Here is a 14,924-nt window from a genome sequence, read left to right on the forward strand (position 1 = left end):
CCGCCGGGAGGCGCAACGCCGCCTGGCCGCACAGCGCGAGGGGGTACGCCGGGCCGCGATGGGCCTCGACCGTCCCGGGGACCTGCCGGCCGCCGTCAACGGAGGGTCGGTGTCGTACCGGCGTTCAGGTGGCCTGCGTGGCCGCCCCTACGAGGCCGGCCGAGGCGCCTGACCCTCGGCTGCGCCGCCCGCGCGCCGGCCGCGCCCCGCCGCCCCACTCGCCTTGATCCACTCCATGTCGCCGACCTGAGGGTGTAGCTCCCCCGGGATACCCCCAGATCGCCGACACTGAGTCGATCGACGGCCGGCTCGGGCCTGATCGACTCGGTTTCCTGGATGTCGGCGTGTTCTGGCGTCCAGGATGCCCCGGTTTCTACGAAGTCGAGTGGATCTTCTGGCGGGGGTCAACGCCGCGCCGGGGGCGGATTCGCGGTGGAGGGCGGCGACCTGTTAGCCTTGCTGCCGGCCCGCCCGGTGTAAGCCGGGTGGGACCGAAGCCGGTTCGCCGGCGGGGGGCTGTGGCGCAGACTGGTAGCGCACCTCGTTCGCATCGAGGGGGTCAGGGGTTCAAATCCCCTCAGCTCCACCAGCACGACGTTTTACCTGGGGAAACCCGCCGGGCAAGATTGGCGGGCACACATCCGGCACAAATCAGCGAGGATCCGGGGCCTTCGGGCCCCGTTTTCGTTGGCGCTCCGCGTCGCGCAGCGCGCCGCTGATGATGTTGCGGCGGCGGTCCTTCTTCGGCCACCGGTGGACGTAGGTCTCCAGCGTGATCCGGAGGCTGGAGTCCCGAAGCGCGTTCTGTACGTCGGTGGGATCGGCACCAGAGGTGATCAGGCGGGTGGCGAAGTAGTGCCGCAGAGAGTGGAAGGTGCCCTCATCGGCCGGCCGCCTCGCGCCAGGTCCGCCACATCTGCGACCACCGTTGGTCATGGATCGGCCGCCCCTGGTCGTCGGTGAACAGCAGCGGGACCATCCGACGCTTGGGCTCCCTACCTGGATCGGGGGTGCCGGCAGTGATATCGGGCGGTTGATCGTTGCTCAAACCTCGCCGTGAGCCCATCCGCGAACCGGGCTCGGACGGCCACGTGCTACCGCTTGCGTTGAAGCGGGCTTCAACAATGAGCCTTGCCTGGAGCGCCCGACGAGCGGGAGAACCGCGATCATTACCCAGAAACGCGTGAGGGAGGATCCAGACATGAAACCCGAACCGTCGCGCAATCTGGAGCAACGTAAGCAGGACACCCTGGCCCGCCTCAACGAGGACCTGGACGCATGGGTTGCATCAGCGGACCGCGACGGGAACCCCTATCTGGTCCCGCTGTCCTTCCTCTGGGACGGCGTGGCGTTCATCTTGGCGACAGCCGAGTCCAGCCCGACCGCGCGCAATTTACGTTTCTCTGGACGAGTGCGAATGTCGGTCGGCCCGACCCGCGACGTGGTTCTGATCGAGGGCACCGTCGAAACATTTTCGCGCGAAACCGTGCCAGGTGATCTAGCCGACGCATTCGCCACGAAACTTTGGGATGCGCGGGTCGGCACGACGCGCTACGCGTACTTCCGGGTGACACCTCGCCGAATACAGGCGTGGCGAGAGGAGAACGAAATTTCCGGTCGTGACCTCATGCGTGATGGTTACTGGCTGGTCTGACGGCCAGCTCACGGACGTCAGGACATTGGCGGAAGCGGGAACCAGCGGGAGCGGCCCAGGGCGTCGGTGGCCCAGTGGTGGACGCGGCTCAGGCCAGCCTCCAGGCACTCCGACGGGCTCGGCCGCTGGGCGATCCGGTCGGTCGAGGACGCCGACGAATGCGGAACCGCGGTCGCCGGGGAGTTGTCGGACCGTGTGATCCCGACCTTCGATGCCTGGCTTGCGCACTACACACACCTCGACGAGGCCCTCACCGACGGGCAAGTGGGTGAGCTGGCCGCGTTCCTCGACGCCCGCCCGCCGGGTCCGCTCGACGGCATCGACCACTTCAGTCGGCCTGACCATCCCTACGTGGCCTGGATGCTGTCCAAGCGGATCGTCACGATCCGGTCAGATGTCGTGCGGCCATCCGGTGACGCGGTCGGCGACGACGCCTCGAAGGGTGGCCCCGTCCCACCGTGCTCCACTGACATCGGTACGCCCGTACTCCGGATCGTGGCTCCGAACCGCGCTGAACCTCGCGTAGGACAGATCCGTGTCACGCAGATCGGCACCCCGGAGATCGCAGCCAGCGAAACTGGCACCTCGCAGTGAGGCACCCCGTAAGTCGGCGCCGCGGAAATCGCACAGCTTGAAGGAGTGCCCATCAAGGGTGCGGTGCCGAAGGTCCTGACCCGCGAACGAGTGTCTCGTCGCGCCGGGCAGGATCCTCATCGGCGAACCGTAGCGTGATCGTCCGTCGCCGAGCCAGCGCATCGGCCAGGGCTGCCAGGTGGCCGTGGTGTGCCGGTGAACGTCTCGGGCATGCGTGGCGGTATCGCCTGGGCGGTCAGGAGAACCGTTCGGTCGTCACGGGTACCAGGCCGTGGTGTCGCATCACGTTCGTGAGGTCGTACAGGACCGACCCCACCGTCGCGGAGGCGTCGGTTCTCAACAGGACGGTCAGGTCGAGGGACCAGGCAAGACCTCGACCAACTCGGCGCACGCACCAGGCGAACCGGTCACCGTCCCGGTCCAGGGACCCGGCAGCAACTGACCCCGGTGGAGGAGCCGTGTCGTCGACGGTCGTCTGCCAGAGCGCACCGAGGCTCGCCACCTGCTCGTCCCGGAGGTCCTTGGCGAAGAGGACGCGGTAGACGCGCCGTTCGTGGAATCCGGCGGGTGGCTGGGCGGGGCCGAGCCGCAGCGGCGGAACGTTCGGGAACGGTTGGTGGTCATGGAAGAACGTACGCAGCGCCGCTTCACCAGGTAGTCGTCCACCACCGAGCTGGCGGTAGGCGCTCTCGGCGGCGCCGCGGGAGGCGGGAACGATCCTGGCCAGCATGGCCGGATCGGTCCGGAAGCCGCGGCTGAAGGAGGCGGAACTCCACCAGCCGTCACCCGAAGGCGTCCAGCCCGCGCTGTCCAGCCCCGATGCCGAGAGGTCGTGGTGACGGGCGAACTCCTCGACGACGATTCCCTCCACCGCGGCGGTCGGGTCGAGGTCGCCTGGCGGCGCGAGCAGCAGGTAGTAGTCGAGCGGAGGTCGCCGCTCCGACACCTCGGCCACGGTCGTTCCAGGTTCCGCGCCACGCTGCCCGACAGCCATCAGTGACCTCCGTCCGGGGGGATTCCGAGCAACCGTATCGAGGGCGGCACCCGGTCGGCCGGCTAGCATCCGGGTTCGACGTGAGGAGCCCGCATGAATTCCACGGCCCAGACCCGGTTCGGCATCGTCGGCAGCGGCTGGCGGGGTGAGTTCTTCCTCCGCCTGGCCCGGCTGCTACCGGAGCGGTTCCGGGCGACCGGGGTGGTCACACGTACCGAATCGCGCGGTGACGCCGTGACGGCCGGGTGGGGCGTGCCGACCTTCCGCACGACGGCGGAGCTGCTCGCCCACGAGCGGCCGGACTTCGTCATCGTGTCGGTGCCCTGGTCGGTGACCCCCGAGGCGACCCGTGAGCTGGTGGCGGCCGGCGTGCCGGTGCTCGCCGAGACGCCGCCCGCGCCGGATGTGGAGGGGTTGCGGTCGCTCTGGTCCGACGTCGGCGGCAGCGGTCTGGTGCAGGTCGCCGAGCAGTACCTGCTGCTGCCCGGGCATGCCGCCCGCCTGGAGGTGGTCCGCGCCGGGGTGCTCGGCGAGCCGACCTCGGTGCAGCTCTCCTCGACGCACCTCTACCACGCCGTCTCGCTGATCCGTGGCCTGCTCGGCGTCGGGTACGACGCTGCCGAGGTCAACGCGCGGGCCTTCGTCGCCCCGCTGGCCAACCCGCTGTCGCCTGCTGGCTGGAGTGGCGACGCCAGCCCGCAGCAGCTCACGACCACCCTGGCGACCATCGACTTCGGTGGGCGGATGGGCCTGTACGACTTCACCGACAACCAGTGGTGGAATCCGCTGCGTACCCGTCGGTTGGTGGTCCGGGGATCGCTCGGCGAGCTGGTGGACGACCGGGTCGTCCGCCTGGCCGATCCGACCACGCCGGTCGAGTCGGCCCTGGTGCGGCGACAGACCGGCATCGACCTGAACCTCGAAGGGCTCGACCTGAAGCACATCAGCTTCGACGGCCGCGTCGTCTACCGCAATCCGTTCGTGGGCAGCGGAATGTCCGACGACGACATCGCGGTGGCCGACATCCTGGCGCGTACCGGCCTCTGGGCGCGCGACGACGGGCCGGCGCCCTACCCCCTGGCCGACGCGTGCCAGGACCACCTGATCAGCCTCGCCATCGAGGAGTCGGTACGTACCGGCCAGCCGGTCGTCACCGCCCAGGAGGCGTGGGCGCGGTAGCTCCGGTCCGGTTAGTCGTCCTGCTCCCAGATCGGCCGGCGAGGCCGGGACGCCTTCGCCTGATCCGTCGCCCCGGTGGGCCACCCGTCGTGCGTCAGCAGGATCTGCGGGTAGACCTGGCCGCTGCCGATCAGGAACGCGACCACGTCGATGATCACGTGCGTGGTCCGTCCGGCATAGATGGAGAAGCGGTCGTTGTCCCAGTTGACCGCGGACACGAGACCGTTCGACAGGGTCTGGTTGGCCTCGAAGTTGATCGTCGAGAAGTTCGTCGGACGGGGTATGCCGGTGGGAAAGACCTGCAGGAAGCTGGCCGCGACCGGACCGGTGACCGTCACCGTGCCGAAGATGGCCTCGCTCATGAAGGCGTAGCGCGCCAGGATGACGTCGATGGTCCGGCCGCCCAGCAGCCGTCCGGCGCTGTCGAGGTTGCTGGTGTCCCATTCGCCGTCGAGATTGACGATGTTGGTTCGTCCCTGTGGGGTGCGGGTGTCGACGACCCGTTGCGGCATGACCGGCACGATCTGGTTGGAGTTGGTGCTGGTGTGGATTCGGTCCGCCTGGTAACCCCTGCCGGTGGCCGCCCAGATGGTGCCGGCGGAGTCCATGCCGATCGAGCCGACCTCGGCCTGACCGGAGATCCCGGTTCCGTTGGGCGCCAGCCGCAGAGCGGGCGCGGTCAGCACCTTGCCGGAGGGATCCGTGGTCACCTTGGCGTTCGCCAGCCGCAGGGTGGCGGTGTCGGAGGAGCTGCGCAGGGTGGTGGCGCTGGCGCCGGCATTGTTGTCGGCACCTTGGAGCACGGGATCGCCGGGAGCGGCCTCGGCCGAGGTGGCGGCGGCCGCGCCGACCACACCGGTGCCAGCCAGCCCCGCCGCGACGGTGCCGGCCCGCCGCAGCAGCCGGCGACGGTTGACGGTGTTGTCCTGGTCCCTGCTCATCCGGGCCCCCGAGGAGTATCGACGGTGCGTGACACGGTCGATACTCGTCCCGTTGGTCGGTCACCACATCGACCGAACGGCCCCCGGGTCATCAGCCCTGCCCGGCCGCCGTTCGCGCCACCCGGTCGCACCGCATCCGTCCATAACAGACGGCGGGGCGCCAGCACCGGCTGTGTCCGTCATCCGACCCACCGAAACGCAGGACGTGCGCCGGGCGTCTAGCGGTTACCACATCGAAGCCCGGGACACCGGGCACCACACGGGGAGCAGAAATGACTCGGATCGCTCGACGCAGGATTCTCGGCGGTGTGGCCGCCGGACTGCTGGCCACCTCGCTCGGCGCCGCCGTCTCCGGCACGGCGACCGCCGCGCCCGTCGGCGCCTGCACGATCAGCACGCTGCCGTACCCGACCGGCACCTACCGCGCCGAGGCGAACGCCGTCGACCCGACGGGACGCTTCGTCGCCGGTGCGGCCCTGCGGGTCAGTGACAACGGCAACCAGAACCTGCTGCTGGTCTGGGACCGGAACCGGCTCACCACCATCGAGTCGTCGCTCGTCACCGACGTCATCGACGTCAACGCGGGCGGCGTCGTCGTCGGCAACGGCTGGGTCGACGGCATCGGCCAGCCGTGGAGGTACCGCGACGGTCGCGTCGAGCAGTTGCCGGTGGTGCCGTCCGCCGGCATCTTCGTCACGGCCATCAACAAGGCCGGCGACATCGTCGGTCACGGCTCGGACGTCGCCACCGGGGAGAACTTCGCGCTGCGGTGGCCGGCCGCCCGGCCCGGCACGGTCGAGGTCCTCGACGCGCCGGCCGGTGCCGCGGCGCAGGGGATCACCGCGAACGGCACCATCGTGGGCAACGCCGGCGAGTGGGGCAGCTGGTCGGCCTGGGTCCGTCGACCCAACGGCCGGATCGACGCGCTCGGTGCGCCGGGCGCGCGGACGGCAGTGGTCGTCGCGGCGGCCGGCCACTGGGCGGTCGGCCAGGTCGACCTCGGCGGCACCAGCCTGCCCTACGTGCGGTGGGACCTCCGGGACGGCTCGTACACGGCGGTCGACGGCCAGCTGGGATGGGTGACGGACGTCAACAACAACGGCGTGGTCGTGGGCGGCGACCGAGTCGCGCGCGGCGCCACCTCCCGGGTCCTGCCGGGCGGCGACGGGGCCGCCATCGGCGCCCGGTCCATCTCCGACACCGGCACCATCGTCGGCTTCCGCAACGACGACCGGGTCACCCCGGTTCGCTGGACGGGCTGCTGACCCGACCTCACCCGACCCGTGGGGCCGGCCCGGCAGGGCCGGTCCCACGGCCGGGCGTCACGGCTTCCAGGAGCCGGCGGTCTCGAACTGGTGCTGGTACTCCAGCACCCCCGAGGTGTCGTGTACGTCGAACACGACGCTGCCGGTGCGCTTGCTGCCGGCGGTCAGCTCATTGCCGGCGGGCATCGGCTCACCGCAGCCGGAGAACGCTCCACCGATCGCGTTCGTCTCGGTGCCGTCGGCGGCGACCCACTGGAAGAAGAGCGGGTTCGCCGAACCGGTGCCCTTGGTCACGGTCACCGTCACATCGGCGATCACGTACATGCCCTCGTCCGGCTTGAGGCCGTAGGACTTGCAGGGCTTGGTGGCGGTGCTGAACTTCGTCACGGTGATCTCGACGGTGCCGTCGTCGCCATCGATGACCAGGGTGTCCCCGGCGGACATGTTCCGGGTGTCGCCATTGGCCGACCGCGGGGTCGACCTCGGAGCGGCGGCCTGCGGCTGCCCGGCACCCCGGGTGACACCCGGCGTGGGCAGCGCCTCGGTCACCTCGTTCGCGGCCCGGTTCGCACCGATGACCACCGCCACGATCCCGCCGGCGCAGCAGAGCAGGGTGAGTACGGCCGCCGTGACCGCGACGGCCACGACGGTCCTCTTGGAGTTCTTCGGCGGCATCGGCGGCGGCATGGCGAGCGGATAGCCGGCTCCGCCGGCTGCCGGGTACGCGCCACCGGAGAACGGCGGCTGCGGCCACGCCTGACCGGGCGCGGGTGCGCTGGCGTACGGCGGCTGTGGCGTGGTCGGCGGCGCCCACTGACTTGGCACGCCCGGCTGCGGCATCCCGGACGCCGGCATCCCGGACACCGGCGGCTGCGGTGCGCTCGCCGCCGCCGACCAGGGGTTGGGCGGTACGGTCGCCTGCGGGACCGTCGCGTCGGCGCCCTGCGGCTGCGGTGTCGCCGGGAACGGCTGCGTCGGCGGCTCCGGGTTCGGCTGCTGAGGGTCCTGCGGCCCGACGGGGGGCTGGGGGTGGGTCACCGTACTCCTTGACGCCTCGGTACGTGCGGTTCGGGAACCCGCCGACGCTACCGTGCGTCGCCGATCGTCCCGTCGTCGCGCCGGCTCGCGTCCACGCCTGGCCGAGACCAACCAGGGTGGACAGAGCGAGTCAGCGCAGCGGAAGGACGGCCGCCGTGCGAGCCAGCCCGTCGGTGACGACGAACCGTCCGCTGATCGTCGCTGGCGGGTCGGCGGCGTCGGCGGCGTCCACCCGGGCCGGAGCGATCCGGGCCGTGAACGTGCCGGCGTCCGGGTCCACCTCCAGCCGGGCGTCGTGGAAGTCCAGCCAGGTCCCGACGATCGGGTACCAGACCTTGTAGACGGTCTCCTTGGCGCTGAACAGCACGACCGGCCAGGAGGTGCCGGCGGGTAGCCGTGCGCAGGTCTCCTCCTCCTCGGGCAGCAGCACGAGTCGTCGTACTCCCGCGTTGAGCTCGCGGTGCTGCTCGGCGTCCATGCCGACGGACCGGATGTCAATGCTGCGCGCGGCGGCGGCGGCGCAGTAGCCGGTGGTGTGGGTGATGCTGCCGACCACCCCGGCCGGCCAGACGGGCGCGCGGTCGGCGGCAGCCGGGACTGCCGCCGGTGGGAGGCCCAGGCCGGCCATCGCCCGGCGGGCGCAGACCCGCCCGGCCGTGAAGTCCCGTCGGCGGGTCTGTACCGCCCGTTCGCCGAGGCATGCCTGTTCGGCGGCGAGCAGTTCGCCGGTCCAGTCGTCGGGGGCGGCGACGGCCACGGCGACCGTCGGCGGCAGGAGATCACGCACGACCGACCCCTACTCGTGGGTAGGAGAGAGGCATCCGCTCGACCGTCAAATTTCCGACTCCCACGACCGGTGAAGGTACCGCAAAGATGTAACAGCGGAGGGACGCGTCGCGCTCTCCTGATGGCTTCGGGGGAATCACCATCAATTACTGGCCGGGCACGGCAGCCGCCAGTCCCGTGGACATCTGGAGAGGACACGTGATGACCGATGGCGCGGAACGGCCGGGGGGACGGATCGACGATCACGCCCCGACGACCCCCGGCTGGAGCTGCGGCTCCTGCGGTGACGAGTGGCCCTGCGCGACGAAGCGCGGTCGGCTGCTGGCGGAGTACGGGGGCGACCGGGCGATGCTCAGCGTCTACCTGGGCTCCTGTCTCGCCGCCGCCACGGAGGATCTGCGTTCCGCTCCGGTGATGTCGCTCCAGGACCGGTTCATCGGCTGGCTGCCACGCGGCTCGCGACGCGCCTGAAAACGTCGGTGGCCCCGCCGTCGGACGGGGCCACCGGGCAGGGGGGCGGCTCAGGCGCGCCGAGGCCGCCGGGTCAGGGCGAAGCCCACCACGCCGGCCACCGCCGCGAGCACGCCGCCGACGCCGGTCCAGATCCAGCGCGAGCCGACATCCGGCAGCCAGTCCGCCGGCCAGTCGCTGTCCTCGTCGGCCTCGGCGTCCACCGGGGGTACGGCGTTGAGCACCGTGCCCGCCTTGGTGTTCGGCACCAGCGGCGCGGCCAGCTCGCCGTCGTCGGCCGAGGCGCCCCGGTCGGCGATGGCGCCGACCAGCAGGTCCACGTCGATCGGCGCCCCCAGGTCCGGCTCCGGCAGGTCGATCACGGAGAGTCGGATGACGTACGTGCCGGGCAGCGGGTCGGCCGACCACGGCTCGGCCCAGGGCCGTACCTCGCGCAGCGTGCAGCCCAGCGTCACGCTCGACGCCTGCGCGTCCACGGTCGGGGTCTGCGCCCCGGCGGTGCACGCCTGACGCCGGCGCAGTCCGTCGAAGACGTCGACGGTCCAGGTGGAGGCGCCGCCGCGTGCCTTCGGGAAGGTGACGGTGGCGTTGATCTCGTGGACCTGCCCGGCCGTCGCCGGGAACGACCAGTAGAGGTGGTCGCCGACCGAGGCGTCCACCCGCACCGGCTGTCCGGCGGTGATCGGGGTGGCGGTGAGGAACGACGTGCCGGCCCGGTTCACCGGCGTGGCACCCGGCGAGGGGGTCGGCGCGGCGACGGCCATGGCGGGCAGCAGGGTGGGCCCTCCGGCGGCGAGTAGCGCCGCCAGCGACCGGAGCAGAGCGGTACGCATCAGTTCTCCCTCCAGGTGGCGACCCACCAGCGGGTGAGCAGGCCGGCGAGCAGACCGGTGAGCAGGCCGGCCACGGTGAGCAGGACGAGCAGCATCCAACCCCGGCCGAGGTCCGGTCCGTTCGGTGCGGGCGCGGCGGCGACCACGTCGATGGTCAGTTCCACCGGCATGCCCGGGGTCGCGGCGGTGCCGGGGCGTGCGGCGAACGAGTTGCTCACCACCAGGCACACGGTGGTGGGCTCCACGACCGGCGCCGAGGTCTCCTCGGCTTCGGCGGCGTCCTCGTCGTCGGCGGTGGCCGACCAGCGCAGCCCGGCGGAGAGCACGTCGGCCCGTCCGCTGCCGGCGTCCGCGCCACGGACCAATTCCCGGCCGTCGGCGGCGGTGGCCCGCAGCAGTACGCCGTAGTCGCGGTTCACCGGCCGGTCCAGTGCCATGCTCACCGACGCACGCAGCTCCTGTCCGGGGCGCACCGGCACCCGGTAGTAGCGGTGCTCGGAGAACGCCTCCCGGTCGGCGTACACGCCGGGTGCGAGCAGCGGCGCCGAGTCGCAGGCGTTCGCGCCGGCGACCACGGTGGGAGCCCGGGTGTGCGTGTCGCGGGCGCGTTCGACGAGCTGTTTGATCCGGCCGGTCAGCTCCTCGGCGCTCTGCGCGGCGGTGTAGGTGCCGCCGGTCGCCCCGGCGATGCAGAGCAACTGCCGGCGGACCTTCTCGTCGGGTGCCAGGCCGAGCGTGTCGACCACCAGGCTGGTGCCCTGGGCGGCCAGTTCCCGGGCCACCTCGCACGGGTCCGGCGGTGCGCAGGTGTCCTCCCCGTCGGTGATCAGGACGATCCGGCGGGTGGTGGCCCCGGTGCCCAGGTCCTGCGCGGCGGAGCGCAGCGCCAGCCCGACCGGCGTGAACCCGGTCGGCCGCAGTGTCGCCACCGCCGCCTTGGCCGCGGACCGGTCGACCGGGCCGACCGGCACGATCTGCTGTGTGTCCTGGCAGCCGACCTTCTTGTCCTTGCCCCGGTAGGTCGCGCCGAGTACCCGGATGCCGAGCTGGGTCTCCTCCGGCAGCGCGTCGACCACCTCGTTGAACGCCTGCTGCGCGACCGAGATCCGGCTGTGTCCGTCGATGTCGGCGGCGCGCATCGAGCCGCTGACGTCGAGCACCAGTTCGACCCGGGGCGGCTCGGCCACCGGCTCCTCGTCGTCGGCCGCCGCCGGGGCCGGCCCGGTCAGCGCGGTGGTCGCCAGCAGTCCGAGTAGGACGGCCGCCGATCGTCTGAAGTTGATCACGGCCCGCAGTGTAGTGAGATCCACTTTGGACGATCATTGGGGTGGCGGGGTTCGCGTCGGACCCTCCGACCAGGCCCCGGACCGGCCTGTTCCGCGCTCTGGGTCCACGCCGGGTCACCCTCGGTCAACTACCTGAGGGCAGTAATCGGCTCGGCCGCCATCCGTCGGAAATCTGACCCAAGTCGACCCGTTGTGCCGGTGGTGCGCCGTGGTTAAGCTCTTCATGCGCGCCCCAATCGCCCGCTTCCCCCGTGGCAGGCGATCGGGGCGCGCGTCTATGTCGAACGGGCCCACCCGCTTCAAGCGGGTGGGCCCGTCTCCGTAGCGCTGAGCCGGCGCGTCGCCTGCCGATGCTTATATCCAGCGGCCGTCCAGCCACATCCGGGCCAGCCAGTCCGAGTACGGGATGAGTTTGCCGACGAAGATCGGATAGAAGTACGCGAAGCAGAGCCCGACCAGCAGCACGTACGCCCCGGCCGCGATGCTGCCGACGAGTCGACGTTCGTAACCCGGGTCTCCCGGGACCAGCGGGGCCACCTCGCCGACCTCACCACCCGCCGGGGCGATCAGCGCGCCCAGCACGTACACCACGGCGAGCACCAGGAACGGCAGCGCCGGCGCGGCGTAGAACGAGAACATCGTCCGGCCGTCGAGGGCGAACCAGAACCAGGGCAGCAGCCCCGCCGCCACGGTCAGCAGGATCGCGCCGGCCCGCCAGTCCCGGCGGGCCACACCCAGCCACACCAGCGCCACCAGGGCGGGCAGGAACGACCACCACAGCAGCGGGGTGCCGAGCAGCAGGATCTCCGAGGCGCAGCTCGGCGCGCCGCAGGCGCCGTCACCGGACCAGTGGAACGCCACCGGGCGACCCAGCAGCAGCCACTGCCACGGCCACGACTGGTACTTGTGCGCATCGTCGAGCTGGGCGTGGAAGCCGTACGCCGCCCGGTGGTACTCGAAGAGGTTGACCAGCGGGCCGACCACCGGGGTGTCGCTGAGCGGGGCGTTCGGGTACGACGACGCGAGCCGGTAGTAGCCGTCGTCGCTCAGCAGCCAGCCCGACCAGGTGGCCAGATAGGTGCCCACCATCAGCACACCGGCCAGCACCAGCCAGGGCAGCTCGTCGATGAGGGCGTCCCGCCAGGGCCGGCGAACCCCCGCCGAGCGGCGGACGCCGACCTCCCAGAGGATCACCAGCAGGGCGAAGACCGGGACGAAGTACAGTGCGCTCCACTTCACCGCGCAGGCGCCGCCGATCAGCACCCCGGCGGCCAACCGCCACCACGGCCAGGTGCGCCACCCGGTCGGCGGCCGGCCGGCGCGGCCCGGCCGGCTCGGGTCGAGCCGTCGTCGAGCGCCCGTGCCCAGCGCCGACGCCGGGCGTCCCGGTCGAGCACCAGGGCGCCGAAGGCGGCCAGCACGAAGAAGAGCAGGAAAATGTCGAGCAGCGCCGCGCGGGACAGCACCAGGTGGAAGCCGTCCAGGGCGAGCAGCAGACCGGCCGCGCAGCCCAGCACCGTCGAGCGGAACATCCGCCGGCCGATGCGGACCAGCAGCAACACCGACAGCGTGCCGATCAGGGCCGCCGAGAACCGCCATCCGAACTCCGGCGCGGTGGTGAACAGGTGCCCGGGGACGGAGACCCGCGAATCGGCGTCCTGGTAGCCGAAGGCCCACTCGCCCACGCCGATCAGCCACTTGCCCAGCGGCGGGTGCACCACGTACGACGGGACGTTGTCCTTGTAGTTCCACTCCACGCCGCGGCTGATCAGCCCGTAGGCGTCCTTGGCGTAGTACGTCTCGTCGAAGATCTTGCCCTTGGGGCTGGACAGACCGACGAAGCGCAGGATGGCCGCGATGGCCACCACCACGGCGGTGGCGAGCCACGAGAACCGGTCCAGTTGGGTGTCGACGGTGGCGAACCGTCTGCGGACCACGGCGGCCACACCGCCGCCACCGGCACCCGGTGCGGTCGGCTCCTGGTCGGGGCCGTGGTCGCTGGTTACCTCGACCATCTTTGCCGGGTCGGCGCTCGGGCTCTGCGCTGTCGACGCACTCGTCACCCGGCGATCGTAGGCTGCCAGGGTGCCCGGTGGCGTCCGTCGTCCCCGATACCGGTATCCGCCGTCAATGAAGGAGACGAATTCGTGGGTGAAATGTCCGAAGCTGGACGCCTGATCCTGCTCGGCGCCCCGCTCGGCAACCCCGCCGACGCCTCGACCCGGTTCCGGGAGGTGCTGACCAGCGCCGACGTGGTGGCCGCCGAGGACACGCGCCGGCTCACCCGGCTGGCCCGCGACCTCGGCATCACCATCGGCGGCCGGATCGTCTCGTACTTCGAGGGCAACGAGGAGCGCCGCACCCCCGAGCTGGTCGAGGTCATCCTCGGCGGATACGTGGTCGCGCTGGTCACCGACGGCGGGATGCCCAGCGTCTCCGACCCCGGCTACCGGCTGGTCCGCGCCGCGTTGGACGTGGGCGCGCCGGTCACCGTCGCACCCGGCCCCAGCGCGGTGACCACCGCGCTGGCCGTCTCCGGTCTGCCCTGCGACCGGTTCTGCTTCGAGGGCTTCCTGCCCCGCACCCCCGGTGCCCGGCGCACCCGGCTGCGCGCGCTCGCCGCCGAGGAGCGCACCCTCGTCTTCTTCGAGGCACCCCACCGGATCGGCGCGGCGCTCACCGACCTGGCCGAGACGTTCGGCGCGGACCGGCCCGCCGCGCTCTGCCGGGAGCTCACCAAGACCTACGAGGAGGTGCTCCGCCGCCCGCTCGGCGAGCTGGCCCGCTGGGCCGCCGAGGGGGATCGCGCGGAGAGATCACCCTGGTGGTGGCGGGCGCGCCGGTGACCCCTCAGGAACGCCCGGACGACGACACCCTGCGCGCGGCGGTCGCCCAGCGCGAGGCGGCCGGCCGGTCCCGCCGGGACGCGATCACCGACGTCGCCACCGAGTACGCGCTGCGCCGCCGCGACGTCTACACGATCGTGCACAGCTGACCCCGGCCCGCGGCGGCGGGTTCACCACGCGGCAACGAGGAAACCGAGGGTGATCAGCGCCGGGCCGGCGAGAGCGGCGGCCACCGCCCAGCGGCGGTGCCGCCGCCCGGGCAACCGGGTCGACCCGGTCCACCGGGCGATGCCGGCGGCACAGCCGATCACCACCAGCAGGCCGGGCAGCCAGCGCAGGTGCCGAGTCACCCCGGTGTCGGCGTACGCGGTGCCGGCGTCCGGGCCGGTCATCCGCGCCGGCAGCGACGATCCGGGGGTGTCCCGTCCGTCCGGTACGCCGCTGACCCGTACCCCGTGCGCCACGAACCGTCCGTCGTCGGCCGTGAAGATCCCCCGGCACCGCTGGTTGAGCCCGGCGCCGGTGCAGCCGTCGACGACCACCGTGCCGGCCCGGGCGTGGCCGACCGCGAGCCAGAACGGACCTGCGCTCACCCAGGCGAAGAAGGCCACGACCAGGCTCAGCAGCAGCAGCGCGGTGAGCCCGGGCAGCGGGTCCGGCGGTCGGGGGGTACGCGCCGCCGAGCGGTGCCGCGTGGCGCCGGAGCCGCGCTCCCGCTCCGGCGCGGGGTCCTCCCGGACCGGGGTGCCGTCCCAGTGCACCTGCTCGATCGGCGCCCAGAAGGCGCTGCCGTCGTCGGTCGGCGCGTCTCCGTCGGCGCGACTGCCATCCCGGTGTCGGCGGCTCTGCTGCCGGACCGGCACCCGGCGGGGCACCGCGTCCACCGGCGCACCCGTCGTCGGCTCCACCTCGACGACCGTGTCCGGTTCTTCCCCGGCCGGCTCTGCTGCCGGACCGGCACCCGGCGGGGCACCGCGTCCACCGGCGCACCCGTCGTCGGCTCCACCTCGACGACCGTGTCCGGTTCTTCCCCGGCC

13 protein-coding genes, 1 tRNA gene and 2 pseudogenes are annotated in these 14,924 nt (G+C 72.0%); 6 read left to right on the forward strand and 10 right to left on the reverse strand.

Annotated elements, in window-relative coordinates; genetic code table 11:
- The first annotated feature begins 512 nt into the window (after nucleotides 1–512).
- Nucleotides 513–589: transfer RNA gene (locus JNW91_RS22660), tRNA-Ala, on the forward strand.
- Between the two features lie 62 nt (nucleotides 590–651).
- Here JNW91_RS22660 and JNW91_RS22665 read toward each other — a convergent pair.
- The gene (locus JNW91_RS22665; protein ID WP_238425504.1) at nucleotides 652–936 is read right to left on the reverse strand and encodes a tyrosine-type recombinase/integrase; all 285 of its coding nucleotides are present in this window, start codon (nucleotides 934–936) and stop codon (nucleotides 652–654) included.
- Nucleotides 937–1,201: 265 nt separating this feature from the next.
- On the opposite strand from JNW91_RS22665, the gene JNW91_RS22670 reads away from it, so the two are divergent.
- On the forward strand, nucleotides 1,202–1,654 hold the full coding sequence (locus JNW91_RS22670; protein WP_203177481.1) for a pyridoxamine 5'-phosphate oxidase family protein: 453 nt from the start codon (nucleotides 1,202–1,204) through the stop codon (nucleotides 1,652–1,654).
- A gap of 390 nt (nucleotides 1,655–2,044) precedes the next feature.
- On the opposite strand, the gene JNW91_RS22675 is transcribed toward JNW91_RS22670, so the two are convergent.
- Together JNW91_RS22675 and JNW91_RS22680 are read right to left on the reverse strand one after the other, a co-directional pair.
- Nucleotides 2,045–2,410, reverse strand: a complete 366-nt coding sequence (locus JNW91_RS22675; RefSeq protein ID WP_203177482.1) for a pentapeptide repeat-containing protein — start codon at nucleotides 2,408–2,410, stop codon at nucleotides 2,045–2,047.
- A 73-nt stretch (nucleotides 2,411–2,483) separates the two neighbouring features.
- Nucleotides 2,484–3,242: a hypothetical protein gene (locus tag JNW91_RS22680; protein WP_203177483.1), complete on the reverse strand. Its 759-nt coding sequence runs from the start codon at nucleotides 3,240–3,242 to the stop codon at nucleotides 2,484–2,486.
- A 93-nt stretch (nucleotides 3,243–3,335) separates the two neighbouring features.
- On the opposite strand from JNW91_RS22680, the gene JNW91_RS22685 reads away from it, so the two are divergent.
- Entirely contained in the window at nucleotides 3,336–4,421 is a 1,086-nt protein-coding gene (locus JNW91_RS22685; RefSeq protein WP_203177484.1) for a Gfo/Idh/MocA family protein, read from the forward strand.
- A gap of 11 nt (nucleotides 4,422–4,432) precedes the next feature.
- On the opposite strand, the gene JNW91_RS22690 is transcribed toward JNW91_RS22685, so the two are convergent.
- Entirely contained in the window at nucleotides 4,433–5,362 is a 930-nt protein-coding gene (locus JNW91_RS22690; protein WP_203177485.1) for a hypothetical protein, read from the reverse strand.
- Between the two features lie 272 nt (nucleotides 5,363–5,634).
- On the opposite strand from JNW91_RS22690, the gene JNW91_RS22695 reads away from it, so the two are divergent.
- The gene (locus JNW91_RS22695; RefSeq protein WP_203177486.1) at nucleotides 5,635–6,627 is read left to right on the forward strand and encodes a hypothetical protein; all 993 of its coding nucleotides are present in this window, start codon (nucleotides 5,635–5,637) and stop codon (nucleotides 6,625–6,627) included.
- A gap of 57 nt (nucleotides 6,628–6,684) precedes the next feature.
- Here the strand turns inward: JNW91_RS22695 and JNW91_RS22700 are convergent, their stop codons facing one another.
- Both JNW91_RS22700 and JNW91_RS22705 read right to left on the reverse strand, forming a co-directional pair.
- Nucleotides 6,685–7,665, reverse strand: coding sequence for a DUF4352 domain-containing protein (locus tag JNW91_RS22700; RefSeq protein ID WP_203177487.1), 981 nt, complete (start codon nucleotides 7,663–7,665; stop codon nucleotides 6,685–6,687).
- A gap of 130 nt (nucleotides 7,666–7,795) precedes the next feature.
- A complete protein-coding gene (locus tag JNW91_RS22705; RefSeq protein WP_203177488.1) occupies nucleotides 7,796–8,452 on the reverse strand; it encodes a 4'-phosphopantetheinyl transferase family protein in 657 nt (218 codons plus the stop codon).
- 200 nt (nucleotides 8,453–8,652) lie between these two features.
- Here JNW91_RS22705 and JNW91_RS22710 point away from each other — a divergent pair, with 200 nt between their 5' ends.
- On the forward strand, nucleotides 8,653–8,922 hold the full coding sequence (locus JNW91_RS22710) for a hypothetical protein (protein ID WP_203177489.1): 270 nt from the start codon (nucleotides 8,653–8,655) through the stop codon (nucleotides 8,920–8,922).
- Between the two features lie 50 nt (nucleotides 8,923–8,972).
- Here JNW91_RS22710 and JNW91_RS22715 read toward each other — a convergent pair whose 3' ends face one another.
- The 3 genes and pseudogenes from JNW91_RS22715 to JNW91_RS22725 all read right to left on the reverse strand — a co-directional run bounded on the left by JNW91_RS22715 (nucleotide 8,973) and on the right by JNW91_RS22725 (nucleotide 13,056).
- Nucleotides 8,973–9,755 (reverse strand): peptidase, encoded by a 783-nt coding sequence (locus JNW91_RS22715; protein ID WP_203177490.1) that lies wholly within the window; start codon nucleotides 9,753–9,755, stop codon nucleotides 8,973–8,975.
- Complete coding sequence (locus JNW91_RS22720) at nucleotides 9,755–11,041, reverse strand: VWA domain-containing protein (protein ID WP_203177491.1); 1,287 nt, start codon at nucleotides 11,039–11,041, stop codon at nucleotides 9,755–9,757. The genes JNW91_RS22715 and JNW91_RS22720 overlap by 1 nt, the downstream gene beginning before the upstream one ends.
- 354 nt (nucleotides 11,042–11,395) lie before the next feature.
- Nucleotides 11,396–13,056: pseudogene (locus JNW91_RS22725) on the reverse strand (dolichyl-phosphate-mannose--protein mannosyltransferase).
- A 141-nt stretch (nucleotides 13,057–13,197) separates the two neighbouring features.
- Here JNW91_RS22725 and rsmI point away from each other — a divergent pair.
- Nucleotides 13,198–14,036: pseudogene (gene rsmI, locus JNW91_RS22730) on the forward strand (16S rRNA (cytidine(1402)-2'-O)-methyltransferase).
- 21 nt (nucleotides 14,037–14,057) lie between these two features.
- Here rsmI and JNW91_RS22735 read toward each other — a convergent pair.
- The coding region (locus JNW91_RS22735; RefSeq protein ID WP_238425505.1) for a hypothetical protein at nucleotides 14,058–14,924 on the reverse strand (867 nt) is incomplete at its 5' end.

The organism is Micromonospora parastrephiae (assembly GCF_016802865.1).
In the GTDB taxonomy this organism is placed as follows: domain Bacteria; phylum Actinomycetota; class Actinomycetes; order Mycobacteriales; family Micromonosporaceae; genus Micromonospora; species Micromonospora parastrephiae.

Excerpts from the sequence above, each read along its gene's own strand:
- JNW91_RS22715 (WP_203177490.1), bottom strand. The coding sequence starts at position 9,755 with ATGCGTACCGCTCTGCTCCGGTCGCTGGCGGCGCTACTCGCCGCCGGA.
- JNW91_RS22695 (WP_203177486.1), top strand. The coding sequence starts at position 5,635 with ATGACTCGGATCGCTCGACGCAGGATTCTCGGCGGTGTGGCCGCCGGA.
- JNW91_RS22670 (WP_203177481.1), top strand. The coding sequence starts at position 1,202 with ATGAAACCCGAACCGTCGCGCAATCTGGAGCAACGTAAGCAGGACACC.
- JNW91_RS22710 (WP_203177489.1), top strand. The coding sequence starts at position 8,653 with ATGACCGATGGCGCGGAACGGCCGGGGGGACGGATCGACGATCACGCC.
- JNW91_RS22675 (WP_203177482.1), bottom strand. The coding sequence starts at position 2,410 with ATGCGCTGGCTCGGCGACGGACGATCACGCTACGGTTCGCCGATGAGG.
- JNW91_RS22680 (WP_203177483.1), bottom strand. The coding sequence starts at position 3,242 with ATGGCTGTCGGGCAGCGTGGCGCGGAACCTGGAACGACCGTGGCCGAG.
- JNW91_RS22685 (WP_203177484.1), top strand. The coding sequence starts at position 3,336 with ATGAATTCCACGGCCCAGACCCGGTTCGGCATCGTCGGCAGCGGCTGG.
- JNW91_RS22690 (WP_203177485.1), bottom strand. The coding sequence starts at position 5,362 with ATGAGCAGGGACCAGGACAACACCGTCAACCGTCGCCGGCTGCTGCGG.
- JNW91_RS22665 (WP_238425504.1), bottom strand. The coding sequence starts at position 936 with ATGACCAACGGTGGTCGCAGATGTGGCGGACCTGGCGCGAGGCGGCCG.